Below are 14867 nucleotides of genomic sequence, written 5' to 3'. Positions count from 1 at the left end.
TGCCTCCTCACCTCATCTGCTGGCTATCAGCTTCTCAATGCGACCAGAAGTTAAAAGCTGAATGTTTTCCTTGGTACAAGAAAATACCTTTAACAGGAGATAATGATGGGGTTTGATATCAGACCTGCTATAGCCGTTACCATGGGAGATCCGGCCGGCATTGGACCGGAGATCATCGTCAAGTCCATGGCCAGACGGGAGATACTCGCCAGCTGCAGGCCGGTGATCATTGGCGACCGGTCTGTGCTTCAACGAGCCATTGATCTACTGGCAGCGGATCTTAGAATTACAACCGTCGAAGAGATGCCGGATCGCGATCCGGCATCGGGCGAGCTATACCTGAAGCCACTATCGGATCTTGCCCCACAAGATATGGAGTACGGCAAGCCAACAGCAGCCGGTGGCGATGCTGTTTTCCGTTATATCACCGAAGCCGCCAGGCTCTGTCTCAAGGGTGAGGTGGACGCCATGGCAACCGCTCCCATCAACAAAGAAGCCATGAACGCCGCCGGTCATCATTACCCCGGCCACACGGAACTGCTGGCGGAATTGACCGGAACCGACAATTTCGTCATGATGCTGGCAGGCAGCCGATTGAGGGTAACTTTGGTGACTATACATGAAGCCTTGGCTGATGTGCCGCGCTTGGTAACTTTCGACAAGGTCCTCGCCACCATCCGCACCACAAATGGGGACCTGGCACGCTACTTTACCCCGCGGCCCCGTCTGGCCGTGCTGGCCCTCAACCCCCATTGCGGTGAAGGTGGCATGTTCGGCAATGAAGACCAAGACATCATACGACCTGCAGTGGAGGCAGCCAGGTCAGAAGGCATCGACGCAACAGGCCCCCTGTCGGCAGATACCCTCTTCCATCTGGCCGTGAAAGGCGATTATGACGCCGTCATCTGCATGTATCACGACCAGGGGCTGATTCCGCTGAAGCTGCTCCACTTCGATGACGGTGTCAATGTGACCCTTGGGCTCCCCATCATCCGGACCTCGGTCGATCACGGCACGGCCTACAACCTCGCCGGTAAAGGGATTGCCTCGGAAGAGAGTATGGTTGCCGCAATAAAAATGGCTGCAGAAATGGCAGTTGTCAGGCAGACGAGAAAAGCATGAAAAAAATATTTGTGATCCTGGCAGGACTGGCCATTCTTTACGCCGCCTATATCGGCGTATCCCTGATGCTTCTGCCTTCCGTTTCCGATCTGCAGAAGCGCAGGGCGAGCATGACCATCCAGGTCAGAGACTGGCACGGCAAGTATCATCCTTTTGTCGTGGGCCCGAAGAACAGGTACTGGACCTCCGGTGCCAGCATCCCGCCGGAAATGAAGTGGGCGGTGATTTTGGCTGAAGATGCCAATTTTTACAAGCATGAAGGTATCGACGTCAAGGCAATCAAGAATGCCATCAAATATGACCTGGAGAAAAAGACTTTCGCCAGGGGTGCCTCCACCATAACCCAGCAAGTGGCTAAAAATCTGTTCCTCTCCCGGGAGAAAACCATTTCCAGAAAAGTCAAGGAAGTGGTGCTCGCCAGGCGCATGGAGCAGGAGTTGACCAAGGGGAGAATCATTGAGCTTTATCTGAACCTGGTCGAACTTGGACCGATGGTCTATGGCATTGGTCATGGGGCACACTATTACTTCGGCAAGCCCGCGTCAGCCTTGACACCACGTGAATGTGCCATATTCGCGGCAATGCTGCCGGGACCACGGGTGGCTTACAACCCTTACCGGAACATGGGTAAGGTGCTGAAACGTTCCAACATGATCCTGCGTCTGTTGCTGAACAAAGGAGTACTATCACAAGCTGAATACCGGCAGGCTCTGGCAGAATCGCCCAATATCGGCCGACTGCAGAAAAAGGTCGATGAGAGTATAAAGAAGGAAGAGGTGCTGCTGCCCAACATCAGCAGCGCTAAAAATGAAGAGGAGAGTAAGGCCGAACCCACGACTGACGGGGAGGGTGCCGTCAACGGAGCTCAGCCGGACATGGAAGAAGATAGCCGGCAGAATGTTCCGCCGGCTACAGAAGAACAAGCTCAGCCTGAAGCAGACACCCAGGCAGAACAGAAATGATGTTCGAACAAAAGCGCAAGAGGACAGAACTAGCCGATCCTTAACCCTTCGACAATCGCTTCGGAGTAGTCCTTCTTTACCTTCAGCTGCTTTTCACTTCCGTCAACGATCGCTTTTATGATACATTCCGTGTCCGGTTCCGCCTTGGTGTAACGCAGAAGGATCTTGGCCGCTTTTTCAAGCAGCGCTTCATCCTGCTTGCCCGTGACCACGGTTAACGGGCTGCTCCCTTCTTCCCAACGCAGTGTTGCTTCCCCCGCCTGCACGGCCGATTCGAGCAGATTGTTTTCCGCCTCGTCACGACCGACAATCACTTTGGTCCTGTCGCCAATGCGGAAATGCCGCCCCAGTTTGATCAATCGAAAATCTCTCAGGTTGAGGGAATCGGAATGATCAAAGACATCCTTAACCTTGGGAACAAAGGAAACTTCCGTGAGCAGACAGCCACCGGCCGGGCAGGGATAGTTTTTCACATCCAGATCCTCAGCCAGCTGCATCTGCTCCTTTCGCGAACGGCCCTGGATCGCCAGAAGCCGGTCCCTGTCCACCCAGCCTTCCTGTTCCGGAATGGTCGGAGCAAAGTGTTTTGCTGACAGGGGGCGAAGCAGAAGTCCTTCGAGACCGCTCTCCCTTTCTATCACACGGAGAGTGTCGCGGCGCTGACTCATGGGACGCTGGCCCAGCACCTCACCGGTGATGACGAAATGGGCTCCGCTTGCCTGCATATATTCCCTGGCCTTGGTGAGAAGGAAAATGCGACAATCGATGCAGGGATTCATCCCCTTACCGTAGCCGTGCCGGGGGTTGCCGACGATCTCCAGGTAATCGAGCCCCTTGTGCATTACCTTGATGGGAATGCCGAACTCCTCGGCAACCCGAACGGCCTCTGATTTGCAACCGGCATTCTTACTGGTACAGGTGCAGAAAGGGGAGGTGAAATTGAGGGCTTCCACGGCTATGCCCTGATCGAGCATGACCTTGACGGCCAGTGTGGAATCAAGGCCGCCGGAAAGAAGGGCTAGTGCTTTTTTTTGCATGCTATCTCCTGTGGTCCCATGGTCGCAACAGCCTCGCGTGCCACGGAGCCTGATTTTTGGCAAGAAGCTTTCTTCCTGCAGACCGGAAAGGCTAACACAGGCGAAGGAAGAAAGTAAAGGGTCTGCATTTCATTCCTAATAAATCTGCTGCCAATGTCGATAAGCATTGTGACCAGGGAGGTAGTGTATGGATAAACTTGTCAAAGAGGGTTCGCTGGGATCAATCCTGCTTCACTCCCAGATCATCACCGAACAGGAGTTGCAGGCGGCGCTTGAAGAACAGCAAACCTCCGGCATCCGCATCGGCGAGGCGCTGATAAAGCTCGGCATCGTCACTCAGGAAGACATAGACTGGGCATTGTCCAATCAGTTGAACATCCCTTACGTGCGACTGAAGAAGGAAAACATTGGGCGGGAAGCGGTTGAGTGCGTACCGGCCGAACTTGCCCGCCGCTACAACCTGATGCCGCTCTTCCTGAGTGGCGACGATCTGAGCATTGCCATTGCCGATCCTTTAAACAAGGACGCCATTAGGGCCGTGGAGAGCACAACCGGTTGCCTGGTCACTGTCTCCGTTGGCCTGATCAGGGAAATCAGGGAAATGCAGGAGCTGTTTTATGGCGCTGAAATCGTCCCGGCCTCATTTGGGTTTTCTTCCAGTCTTTTCCCCCCCAAAATCATCGACAATATCAATGCTGATCTAAGTGGGGCAAAGCTGCTCGACTACCTGCTGCTGTCCATAGTCAAGAACAGACTATCGTCAGTTTCGCTGCAGCCGGTAGGAGATTCCGTCCTCGTCACCGGGCGGGCGACAGGCGTGACCAAGGAACTAGGAGCATTCGAGCCTGGTTACTACCCTGAACTGATTCTTCATATACGTCGGATGGCAAAGATGAACGGTCTTCACGAAACCTCCGCCAGAGGGGTGCTCGCCTTCCGTCTCAAGGGAAGGACCCTCCACTACCAAGTGTGCATGCTCAGGGGCGAGGGAGGAGATTATGTAACCATCAAGCTGCATCTCTCATCCACCTTCCCCAGCACCCTATCCGAAATTGGTCTCAGTAGTGAAAAGGAAGCCGAGTACCGCAATCTCGCCGCCATTGACAAGGGCCTGCTTCTTTTCTCCATGCGGGATGCAGATGAAAGGTGCCGCCTGATGGACCTTTACCTTGATGAAAGGAATACCCAAGGGCAAACAGTACTTATCCTCGGCAACAACGTGGGCAGGGGAAAGAAAAAGTTTCCCCGCATTCCTGTATCGAGGAACATTACCGAGCTCAGCGCCGTAATCATGGCCACCTTCGACCATGACCCCGATATCATCGTCATCGAAGATGCCACCGACGCCTATGCTTTCATTGCCGCCGGCAAGGCAGCCATGCACGGCAAACTGGTCATGGCCGGTGTTTCCTTCGGCGATGTCCCGGTCACCTTCAAAAACCTCATCCACTACTGGCAGAAGAATTACTTTATTCCCACCTTTCTCAAAGGTGTCGTATCCCTCAAAGGACTCATCACACTTTGTCCTCACTGCAAGGAAAGTTACGCTCCCTCACGTGAGGAAACTGCCGCATTGCGCATCGAAGTCCCCATTGCCGACTGCTATAGAGCCAAAGGTTGCCCGGCCTGCGAACATACCGGCTACGCCGGACGAAAATATCTGATGGGGCTGATTGCCTTTGACAGTTCGATGCTCGAAGCTTTTGAAAACGCCAGGGACAGTACTGAGATTGTCAAGCACCTGAGCGGCAGGGGCTATCGTGGCATCGGTGAAGAAGCTCTTGAATTGTTGGTTGCCGGCGAGATTTCCCCTGAGGAATATGCGGTCTCGATAATATATTAAGATGGATGGAGCATGACCTATGGCACGTATTGACGCACTTTTCAAGATGATGAACGAGCAGGGGGCATCGGACCTTCATTTGTCCACCGGCTCCCCTCCAATTTTCCGCCTCAATGGCGAAATGGAGCGTCTCAACTTCAAAAGCCTCGGGCACGAAGATCTTAGGTCCATCCTCTATGAGATCCTCTCCGAGACCCAGATTGCCGACTTCGAAAAGCGCAAGGATCTGGACTTCGCCTATTCGGTACCCGGCATAGCCCGCTTCCGCGGCAACATGCTCATGCAGCATCGGGGCATAGCCGCCGTCTTCCGCATCATCCCCAGCAAGATTCTGACGGCAGACCAGTTGAATCTTCCCGAAGGGGTACGGAAGCTGACCGCTTTGAAAAAGGGGCTTGTCCTCGTCACCGGCCCCACCGGCTCCGGGAAATCCACCACCCTGGCAGCCATGATCGATCTGATAAACTCCACCCGGCGCGAGCATATCCTTACCCTGGAAGACCCGCTGGAATTCATTCACGAGAACAAAATGTCCCTGTTCAACCAGCGGCAGATCGGTGAACATTCGGAAAGTTTTGCCGCCGCCCTGCGCGCCGCCCTGCGCGAAGACCCGGATGTGATCCTGGTGGGCGAGATGCGCGACCTTGAAACCATCAGCCTGGCCATGAGCGCCGCCGAGACCGGTCACCTGGTCTTCGGCACCCTCCACACCAGTTCCGCGGCCAAGACTGTTGACCGGATCATCGACGTCTTCCCCAAGGACGCCCAGGAGCAGGTACGGGCCATGCTGTCAGAGTCGCTCAAGGGGGTCATCAGCCAGCAGCTCCTGCGCAATGCCGACGGCAAGGGTAGATCGGCGGCCCTGGAAATCATGATGGGAACGCCAGCCATCGGCAACTTGATCCGCGAAGGAAAGACCTTCCAGATACCTTCCATCATGCAAACGGCAAAGAAAGACGGCATGCAGCTCATGGACCAGCACATCCTCGACCTGTTGAAGACGAAGAAGGTCTCCCCCGAAGAGGCCTATCGATGCTCCGCCGATAAGAAACAATTCGAACAGTACCTGCCCGAACGCCCCCAGCAGTAGTTGTTTGGCTGGACCCAAAATGGCAAAAAAAAGCCTCGGCTTGTAGCCGGGGCTTTTTAACATTTAATAAAGGGAAACAGCCGGAGATCAAGTGTCAGGATTTTCAGTCCCCTGACCTTCTGCTTCCTCGGCAGCTGCGGCATTGCATCGCTCCACCACCTCCCGCAGCCAGGCGATTTCATCGGGTAGAAATTGCTTGGAGAACTCGGTGCCTACGTTCAGTGCCCAGTGCAGGGGTGGCTGGGAAGTGGCTGCCAGCACATGCCCCGGCACCTGGACGCTGGCCACGTCCTCCCCGGTCCAGGCAAGTAGCCTCTCTTTGCTATCGAAGAGCATGAGATAGTCATTACCCTCAGACTCCATCACCAGCGGCAGTGCTTGCCCTTCGGCACCCCCCTCATCGGCACCTTTAATCTCCTCCTTCAACGTCGGCACATGAAAGCTGGCGTTGAGGAAGAGATCATAAAATTTCGATTGGCTTTTGGGGTCATCCATGTTCTGGCGCAATGCTTCCAGCGCCTGATCCAGCTCATTCATTGTTCTTTCCTTTCGTTCTTCATTGCTCACAGGGTAAGGTCCGCATGGCCGTGATAAAGCCTGTCCCGCTCCGCCGCCACCTCTGCGCTCTCAAGATAGTCGTCAAAGCCCATGACACGATCGATGACACCGCAGGGAGTGAGCTCTATAATGCGGTTAGCCACGGTAGAGACGAACTCATGGTCGTGGGAGGCAAAAAGTATGACGTCGCCATAGGCAATGAGACCATCGTTGAGGGCGGTAATCGATTCCAGGTCCAGGTGGTTGGTCGGTTCATCCAGGATCAGGACGTTGGCCCCGGTCAGCATCATGCGGGCCAGCATGCAGCGGACCTTTTCGCCTCCGGAAAGGACACTGGTCTTTTTGGTCGCTTCATCACCGGAGAAGAGCATCCTGCCCAAAAAGCCCCTGGCAAAGGTCTCTCCCTCGGTAGGGGGTGAATACTGACCGAGCCATTGGATGAGGGTGAGGTCGTTGTCGAAATAGGCGCTGTGCTCCTTGGGGAAATAGGCATGATTGATCGTCACCCCCCAGCGGAAAGAGCCGCTGTCAGGTTCCATTTCACCGGCCAGGATCTGGAACAGCGTGGTGCGAGCCAGGCCATTGCCGCCGACAAAGGCAATCTTGTCCCCTTTGCGCACAATCAGGTCAAAGTTGTCCAGCACCTTCACCCCGTCCACCACCTTGGTCAGCCCCTTGACCTCGAGAATGATGTCACCGCACGGGCGCTCGGGCTTGAACATGATGTGCGGATACTTTCGGCTCGATACCGGCATATCCTCCAGGGTCAGCTTGTCCAGGAGTTTCTTTCTGGAGGTGGCCTGCTTTGCCTTAGAGGCATTGGAAGAAAAGCGCTGGATGAATGCCTTCAATTCTTCGGCCTTCTCCGAGACCTTGCGGTTCTCGTTCTGCTTCTGCTTCAGATTGAGCTGGCTGGCATGGTACCAGAAATCGTAATTGCCCACATATACCTGGATGCGGCTGAAGTCGATATCGGCAGTGTGGGTACAGACTTGATTCAGGAAGTGGCGGTCGTGAGAAACGACGATCACCGTGTTGGCAAAGCGGGAAAGGAAGTCCTCCAGCCAGGTGATGGACTTGAGATCCAGGTTGTTGGTCGGTTCGTCCAGCAACAGCACATCCGGGTTGCCGAACAGGGCCTGGGCCAGCAGCACCCGCACCTTGTCACCACCCTCCAGCTCCTTCATCCGTTTCTGTCGCAGTTCTTCCGGTATGCCAAGACCATTGAGCAGCACCGCCGCTTCTGATTCGGCCTCATAGCCATTCATCTCGGCAAATTCCGCCTCCAGTTCAGCCGAACGAACCCCGTCAGCCTCACTGAAATCAGGTTTGGCATAGATAGCCTCCCGCTCGGCCATTACCTTGTAAAGCTGCCCATGCCCCATGATGACCGTGTTGAACACCGTTTCCTCATCGAAGGCGAACTGGTCCTGACGCAGCACTGCCATCCGCTCGCGGGGGCCGATGCTGACCTCGCCCTTATCCGGGGAGATCTCACCGGAAAGTATCTTGAGAAAGGTGGATTTGCCGGCACCGTTTGCGCCGATCAGTCCATAGCAATTACCGGGGGTAAACTTGATGTTCACATCCTTGAAGAGGATGCGTTTGCCGTAACCCAGTGTGATATTTGTCGCCGTTATCATCTGTTACAAAACTCCCTTTTTATTCATGAACTGACCGCCTTGATGCGGCGGCAAAAAAAAAACCACAGGGGGTCCCTGTGGTGCAGAAACTGTTTCAAAATAACATCTTGTCCTGCCGTCGGCAATGGTTAAATGAAGACTCGGGCGAAAAAGGCAGCTTTCCATAAGGCAACTGTGAACAAGCGAAGAACGAGGGAGGGATTTTACTTTCCAGCCAGCGTCAGTTTTGCTTTCAGGTCATCAATCTGCTTTTGCGTCGTCTCGTTCGGGTACACAAGATATGATTTTTCCAGTTCAGCAATGGCATCTGGCAGGTTTCCTTCCTTGGCATGAAGCTTTCCCAGGCGCAAGTGAGCCTCGGGATGGGTCGGATCAGCCGCTATAGCAGTGGTATACTCATTTCTGGCATTAGTAAACTCTCCCCTGTTTTCATATGATTCCCCGAGAAAGATATGTGGCAGGGGGCTGTTCGGATTCAATCGCGCTGCTGTCAACAGCTCGGTGGTTGCCTCATCGAACTGCTTTAGATCGGAGAGGGTTTTCCCAAGGCAGACATGGGCCAGCAGATAATCGGGCCGGAGCTTTATCGCCGTGCGTAACTCTTTGAGCCCTGCTTCCATTTTTTCCCGGCCGCCGTTTTTGGACGTGCCGGAATCGATCTTGTTCTCAAGGGCTGCCTGCTGCACCAGGGCGGCTCCTAATCCATAGTGAGCCCTGGCCTTGTTGGGGCTCTTGTCGGTGATATCCCGCCAAAAGCTCACCTCATCCTGCCAGACCGAATTTCTGACAACACCTGCGATTGACAAACTTATCAGGATGACAGCAAGTAAGCCATTCGCCATCGTGCTTGTAAAGATGAATCGGTTGGCCAGGCGGCGGTAGATAATGGCTGCCAGTGCCAATGCAGAGAGGAAAAACCCTATTGAGGGGAGGTATACCCGGTGCTCGAAGATCAGGTCATCTATGGGAACGATACTTGATTCCACTGACAGGGTAAGAAAAAACCAGAAGATACCGAAGGCAGCCAGCTTGTACAAAGGAGCTTGCGGACGATCGGGACCCCATGACCGACAGTAAAGATAGACGCCTGTGCCCATGATGAGAAGAAGCAGGAAGAGAGGAAGCATCACCCCTAGGCTGAAGAATTGTGTCTGCAGATGGTAGTCGTAATCGAAATTCTGGCCGATGGGCAGAACAAGCAGCCGCAGGTAAGTGGCGATGACACCGAACTGGGTTATCAGATAATGCCATGAAGAAACCCCGCTGAAGTTGACCAGGTTTATGGAGTCGACAAGGACATCTGCCTCCACAGGTTTTGCCATGGAAGACAGTTGGGCGAGACGGATAGGTATAATCAACATTGTCAGCAGGAAAGGAATCAAGCGGACAAGCCTCCTGCCCATGTGGCCCGAGAAAAACATCAGTTCGAAGAGAATGATCGCCAAGGGGAGGGTGAAGGCATTTTCCTTGGTATTCATTGCAATGACCGCGGAGAAAAGTGCAAGAACATACCACACCCTTTGAGATGTCGCGGTCTTGGCTAACCTGCTTTTCGCATACAGCACCAGAGATCCCAGATAAAAAAGGACTACAAGTGACGTAAATCTTTGAATGATATAGGTTACAGCCTGAGTTTGCAGGGGATGGCAGACAAAGAACAAGGCGCTGAAAAGTGGAAACCACGTATGAGACACGGCTTGTGCAGAATTTTCCTTCTCGTCATCTGTCAGCATTGCCGGGGTGTGTAAGGCTAATGAAACCATCAGATAGACCAGTAGCCCGTTGCCAATGTGAATGATCAGATTGGTGAGATGGTAGCCCCTTACATCGAGGCCATGGACTGCGTAGTTCAAGGCGTAGGTAAAATAGGAAACCGGCCTCAGGAGAAAATTGTTTTTAACATCGGGAAGAATGCCCAGACTGAACAACCGATCACTGTCGGTGAAAAAGCTGAATTCCCTAATCGCCGGGTTCGTGACGAGGTAGGTTATGTCGTCAAACAGGAAGGGGGTGGTGATGGTGTTGAAATAGACAACGAAGCCGGCGACAACAATGAGCATGACATGAACGAACGGCTCATGCCAAAGGTTGATCTGGTCCAGGTCGGCACTTGACGAAGAAATACCTTTATTGGCCGATTCCGGCTTTTTTCCGGAGAGCTGGGAAGCTTTTCTCATTTGGTACTCCATTGCCAGAAGGAATTTCCTGCTCCATTGCGTTTAGGCCGCAAGTCGGAAAACAGCTCATTTCCAGATATAGTTCTCTTTTTTCTATACCTGACGCGAAACAAATTCAAGGGATAAAGCCCTGCCGGACAGAATTTTCCAGCACGAAAAGGAAGGCATTTTTCAGATACCGGAAAGTTAAGACAGGTGAGGCTGCATAGTTGGGCAGATTCTTTTTAGGGGCATTCAGAAGGAAGCGGGGGTACTCAGAGGAACGGCAGGGCACTTTTGGTGCGGCGGAAATTTCGGGCAGGAGATAATCTTGTCAACCACGTCCTTTAGACAATGGAGCATGCGCTACAAGGCTGGCTGCAACGAATTTTCCGATCTGCTGGCGACAGGCATTGGAAGGATTCAAAAACTGGACACCATAATTGAACCTGCCGTCGGACAACGCCACCTTTCTCACCACCTTGCCATCTGTCATTACTTCACCGGCATTGACCTTGATGGACATGTTTTTTATCAGATCATCGGGGGCAAGTTCCAGGGCCGTCTCACAGAGGACCCCCGAAACACTGATATTGTGCGAGATACCGGAAAACTTCATGCTCTCATAAATGCCGTTGACGTGGGTTTTCAGCTTTACCCGATGCTCACGGGGTTTCTGGGTAGTCAAAAGATTGCACACTTCCCTGAGGAGCAGATGAGGGTGTACCGGTTTGATGATCCATGCATTGGCTCCGCATCGTTCTGCGCGGGCCATTGCCTCGGGAGAATGGTAGCAGACCAGCATTATTGGAACCAGGCAGGTATCTTTGCCCTGGCGGATCATTGAACAGAGCATGTCTCCCCCCATGTCCGGCAGGTCCAGCATGGCAATGATCAGATCAGCGCCGATTTCCCGCTGCAGCTGAAGTGCTTCCAAGGCAGAAGCCGCCGTAAAGAGCCGGAAACGTGCTTTCTCCAGCAGAGACTTGTTCCTTTCCCGGAAGCTGGGTGAATCGCTGACGAGAAGTATTTTTCGCATGCGGCAGTAATTCTCCGTCAGTTTTATTTGGTGAAGAAGCTAAGATACGCCTGATCTTCCGCTTCCACTTGCGTCATGCCGTCAGCAACCATCAAATCCACTATCTCCAGATAAATCCGGAGTTCCTCAGCCGACAACCGCTCCAGATCATGGTTGGTTGCCTTGAACAAGGCTCTATTCATACTGCAGGACTTCCTTCAAGTCGTGTTCCTGCCCGAGGAGGAAGAGCAAAAAGGACAAAGGTAGCGACCTATTTTCTAATGAGAACCTGATCTTTGTACATCACCAGACCGGCAATTTCAACAAAAAATATTGCAAAGGTGTTGGAAATCTGCAGTGATTTCGATGAATTGATGGGCGCGTTTTCAGGCTAATTCCAAACCTATTGGAGGAATGTCATTGCCGGCTGAATATGGTGTCTATGTCGGCGCTTCCCAGGGTCTCCCTGGCAACAAGCTCGCGGGTCAGAGCCTCCATCGTCTCCATATTGGCCTGAAGCAGCCGACGCACCTGATCGTAGGACGTGGTTACTATGGACCGGATCTCGGTATCGATCTCCACTGCCGTGGCATCGCTGAAACCCTTGACTGCAGCACCATCTCCGGTCTTTGTGCTTTCATGACTACCAAAGGCCACAGGACCGAACGCTTCTGACATACCCCATTCGCAGACCATCTTCCGTGCCACATCCGTTGCCCGGGCCAGGTCATTGCCGGCACCGGTGGTAGTGGTATTGAAGACAAGATCCTCGGCAGCCCTCCCCCCCATCAGCACCTTGATGTGTGCCAGCAGCATCTCCTTCGTATAGCTGTAAATGTCTTCTTCAGGGATCTGCACCGTTACACCCAGGGCTCGCCCACGAGGAATGATCGATACCTTGTGCACCGGGTCGCAGCCAGGCACCAGCTTGGCCACCATGACATGGCCCGCCTCATGCCAGGCAGTGCTCAGCTTCACCTGGTCTGAAAGGACCATTGATTTCCTCTCTGCTCCCATCAGCACCTTGTCCCGCGCCATGTCCAGGTCGGCCATCTCCACGGTCGGCTTGCCTCCCTTTGCGGCAATTATCGCAGCTTCATTGATCAGATTGGCCAAATCGGCACCGGAGAAGCCGGGCGTACCCCGAGCAACAAGACGCAGATCCACACCCTCATCCAGAGGCACATCTCTGGTATGCACCTTGAGTATGTCTTCGCGGCCCTTGATATCGGGAGTCCCAACGGTCACCTGCCGGTCGAAGCGTCCCGGTCTCAACAGTGCCGGATCCAGCACCTCCGGCCGGTTGGTGGCAGCTATGACGACAACACCCTTGTTGACACAGAAGCCATCCATCTCCACCAACAGCTGGTTGAGTGTTTGATCCCGCTCATCATTGGCCCCGTTGCCGCCGGCGTCACGCTTGCGGCCGACGGCGTCAAGTTCGTCAATGAAAATTATGCAGGGCGCCGCTTTATGCCCCTGGGCAAACAGGTCCCGGACCCTGGACGACCCCACTCCCACGTACATCTCGACAAACTCCGATCCTGACATGGAAAAAAAGGGTACTCCTGCTTCTCCGGCAACAGCACGTGCAAGAAGGGTTTTCCCTGTCCCCGGGGGACCGACAAGCAGAATGCCGGTCAGCATTTTACCACCCAGCCGGGAGAATTTTCCCGGATCCCGCAGGAATTCCACCGTCTCCAGCAGGTCGCTTTTCGCCTCATCGGCTCCGGCCACGTCTGTAAAACAGGTATCGGTGCTGGATCGATCGGAAAGCTTCGCCTTGCTCCTCCCGAAAAGAGCCAGCTTCTTCATGATCAGGAATATCGGCACCAGCACCACCAGAAGCAGGCACAGCTCCACCCAATGGGAAGGCGCTGCCGGGGGTGTTGCGGCAAAATCGATGTGCCGGGCCAAAAGCAGCTTCGACAGCTCGGCATCCATGGGTCTATGGAGGATGAACCTGGCCCCAGACTGGCCATGGGCGGTAATTGCGTCCCCTTCGCTCCTCACCTTCGAAATTTCACCGGCATTTACCTTGTCGACAAAGGCTGTGTAGCTGATGCGGTTTTTTTCCTCGTCGCGCCGCTCCTTCCAGGTCGACGCCCCAAAGGCAACGGCGGTGAAGATCAGTAACAGCACTAATATTTTTATCAGACGAATCTGCTTTGAACTCATCATTACCTCACAAGACGCTTTTATTCCTTCCATGGAAGGGCAATATGCCCACAGGTTAATATAATCGGAAATAGTTGCATGTGATGGTAAATACACCGGGGATACTTTTCAGTGAGAGGTGCAGGATCGGGAAGGTGGCACGACTTGGCAGGATAAAAAAGGGCCTGGCTTGATGCCGGGCCCTGACGACTCTCCGTGAGCGGCTACTGCCCCTACAATGGCCGCCGCCCTGAGATAAGATTAACAATGACCATGATGATGGCTATGATCAGCAGAAGATGGACCAACCCTCCCAGAGTATAGCTGGTAACGAGTCCCAGCAACCATAGAATCAGCAGGACCACTACGATTGTCCATAGCATACGGTCCTCCTTTCGGCCTTTTGCTGCTTTCAAGCCGAGGTCATACTGCGTTATTGATGCCCTATGGATAAAGTATAACCTAAAACATGTATTCTGCCGAAGGAGCATCGGTAGCTGTCAGCTTCATATTAACGGTCGGCGTGCCGCTATATATACTGAAGTGCCAAAGGGGAGACTGCAATGGTGCAGAAAACTATTTTCTGCACGAACAAGCTGCAGAAGCAAGGAATTGATCACCGATGGCGGCAGGTAAACATCAGAATCAACCTGCTCACGTTGCGACGAACGGGGAAGTAATTTCTTTGCCAATCTGTAGAAAGCGATGGGGAAAAAGAGGAGCCCGAGACGATAGGTGGCTTTTTCGATGCTGTATCCCTGTCCCTTGAGGGATGGTAACAGTCCACCGAGAGTATATCGCTTGCGGGTGTGAACGGCGATATCATGGGTGCTGCGGAGGAACTCGAAGGCAACCAGGTTGAGGACGAGAAGGCCTCCCGGTTTCAGTGCCCGGTAAAACCGGGAAATGATATTTTCTTCGTCAGTAACCGCTTGGTGGTAGAGGACATCGATGGAGGTAATTACATCGTACCGTTTTTCACCCAGATCAACATTGTTAAGGTCGGCATGAAACAGGCCGCTCACTCCACGGGAACGGCTGAAAGCCAAAGCTTGCGGCGACGCATCGCAGCCTGCCACAGTCCCGAACGACTGCAGAAGCTGGCAAAGACGTCCCGTACCGCAGCCGGCGTCGAGAATGGCAAGGGGCTCTTCATGCTTTTCACCTGCCACCGTTTCCAGGATCAGCTCATGCAGCCCGGCATACCACCAGTGACTGTCTTCCACCCTGAACATCCGCTCATATTCCCGCTCGTTCATATATTTCCCACGGCCTCTGGCA

General features: G+C 53.7%; 13 protein-coding genes. 4 read left to right on the top strand and 9 right to left on the bottom strand.

Annotated elements, in window-relative coordinates:
- Positions 1-105: 105 nt before the first annotated feature.
- Positions 106-1122, top strand: coding sequence for a 4-hydroxythreonine-4-phosphate dehydrogenase PdxA (pdxA, locus tag GEOB_RS02195; protein WP_012645541.1), 1017 nt, complete (start codon positions 106-108; stop codon positions 1120-1122).
- Positions 1119-2084, top strand: a complete 966-nt coding sequence (locus tag GEOB_RS02190; RefSeq protein WP_012645540.1) for a transglycosylase domain-containing protein — start codon at positions 1119-1121, stop codon at positions 2082-2084. The genes pdxA and GEOB_RS02190 overlap by 4 nt, the downstream gene beginning before the upstream one ends.
- A gap of 29 nt (positions 2085-2113) precedes the next feature.
- Here the strand turns inward: GEOB_RS02190 and GEOB_RS02185 are convergent, their stop codons facing one another.
- Entirely contained in the window at positions 2114-3121 is a 1008-nt protein-coding gene (locus GEOB_RS02185) for a hypothetical protein (protein WP_012645539.1), read from the bottom strand.
- A gap of 187 nt (positions 3122-3308) precedes the next feature.
- On the opposite strand from GEOB_RS02185, the gene GEOB_RS02180 reads away from it, so the two are divergent.
- Together GEOB_RS02180 and GEOB_RS02175 are read left to right on the top strand one after the other, a co-directional pair.
- Positions 3309-4964 carry a GspE/PulE family protein gene (locus GEOB_RS02180; protein WP_012645538.1) on the top strand — a complete coding sequence of 552 codons (1656 nt, stop codon included), beginning with the start codon at positions 3309-3311 and terminating at the stop codon, positions 4962-4964.
- A 19-nt stretch (positions 4965-4983) separates the two neighbouring features.
- Positions 4984-6054, top strand: a complete 1071-nt coding sequence (locus GEOB_RS02175) for a type IV pilus twitching motility protein PilT (RefSeq protein WP_012645537.1) — start codon at positions 4984-4986, stop codon at positions 6052-6054.
- Positions 6055-6141: 87 nt separating this feature from the next.
- Here the strand turns inward: GEOB_RS02175 and GEOB_RS02170 are convergent, their stop codons facing one another.
- The 8 genes from GEOB_RS02170 to GEOB_RS02145 form a co-directional block, all read right to left on the bottom strand.
- Positions 6142-6591, bottom strand: a complete 450-nt coding sequence (locus tag GEOB_RS02170) for an SseB family protein (RefSeq protein ID WP_012645536.1) — start codon at positions 6589-6591, stop codon at positions 6142-6144.
- A 26-nt stretch (positions 6592-6617) separates the two neighbouring features.
- Positions 6618-8255, bottom strand: coding sequence for an ABC-F family ATP-binding cassette domain-containing protein (locus GEOB_RS02165; RefSeq protein WP_012645535.1), 1638 nt, complete (start codon positions 8253-8255; stop codon positions 6618-6620).
- Positions 8256-8458: 203 nt separating this feature from the next.
- Positions 8459-10432, bottom strand: coding sequence for a tetratricopeptide repeat protein (locus GEOB_RS02160; RefSeq protein WP_012645534.1), 1974 nt, complete (start codon positions 10430-10432; stop codon positions 8459-8461).
- Positions 10433-10745: 313 nt separating this feature from the next.
- Positions 10746-11450 (bottom strand): response regulator, encoded by a 705-nt coding sequence (locus GEOB_RS02155; RefSeq protein ID WP_012645533.1) that lies wholly within the window; start codon positions 11448-11450, stop codon positions 10746-10748.
- Between the two features lie 23 nt (positions 11451-11473).
- Entirely contained in the window at positions 11474-11632 is a 159-nt protein-coding gene (locus GEOB_RS20060; RefSeq protein ID WP_012645532.1) for a hypothetical protein, read from the bottom strand.
- Between the two features lie 214 nt (positions 11633-11846).
- Complete coding sequence (gene ftsH / locus GEOB_RS02150) at positions 11847-13607, bottom strand: ATP-dependent zinc metalloprotease FtsH (protein WP_012645531.1); 1761 nt, start codon at positions 13605-13607, stop codon at positions 11847-11849.
- A gap of 212 nt (positions 13608-13819) precedes the next feature.
- A complete protein-coding gene (locus GEOB_RS20055; RefSeq protein ID WP_012645530.1) occupies positions 13820-13969 on the bottom strand; it encodes a lmo0937 family membrane protein in 150 nt (49 codons plus the stop codon).
- A 123-nt stretch (positions 13970-14092) separates the two neighbouring features.
- A complete protein-coding gene (locus GEOB_RS02145; RefSeq protein ID WP_012645529.1) occupies positions 14093-14845 on the bottom strand; it encodes a class I SAM-dependent methyltransferase in 753 nt (250 codons plus the stop codon).
- Positions 14846-14867 lie beyond the last annotated feature (22 nt).

This window comes from Geotalea daltonii FRC-32, from assembly GCF_000022265.1.
GTDB lineage: Bacteria > Desulfobacterota > Desulfuromonadia > Geobacterales > Geobacteraceae > Geotalea > Geotalea daltonii.
This window is presented reverse-complemented; position numbering and strand designations above follow the sequence as displayed.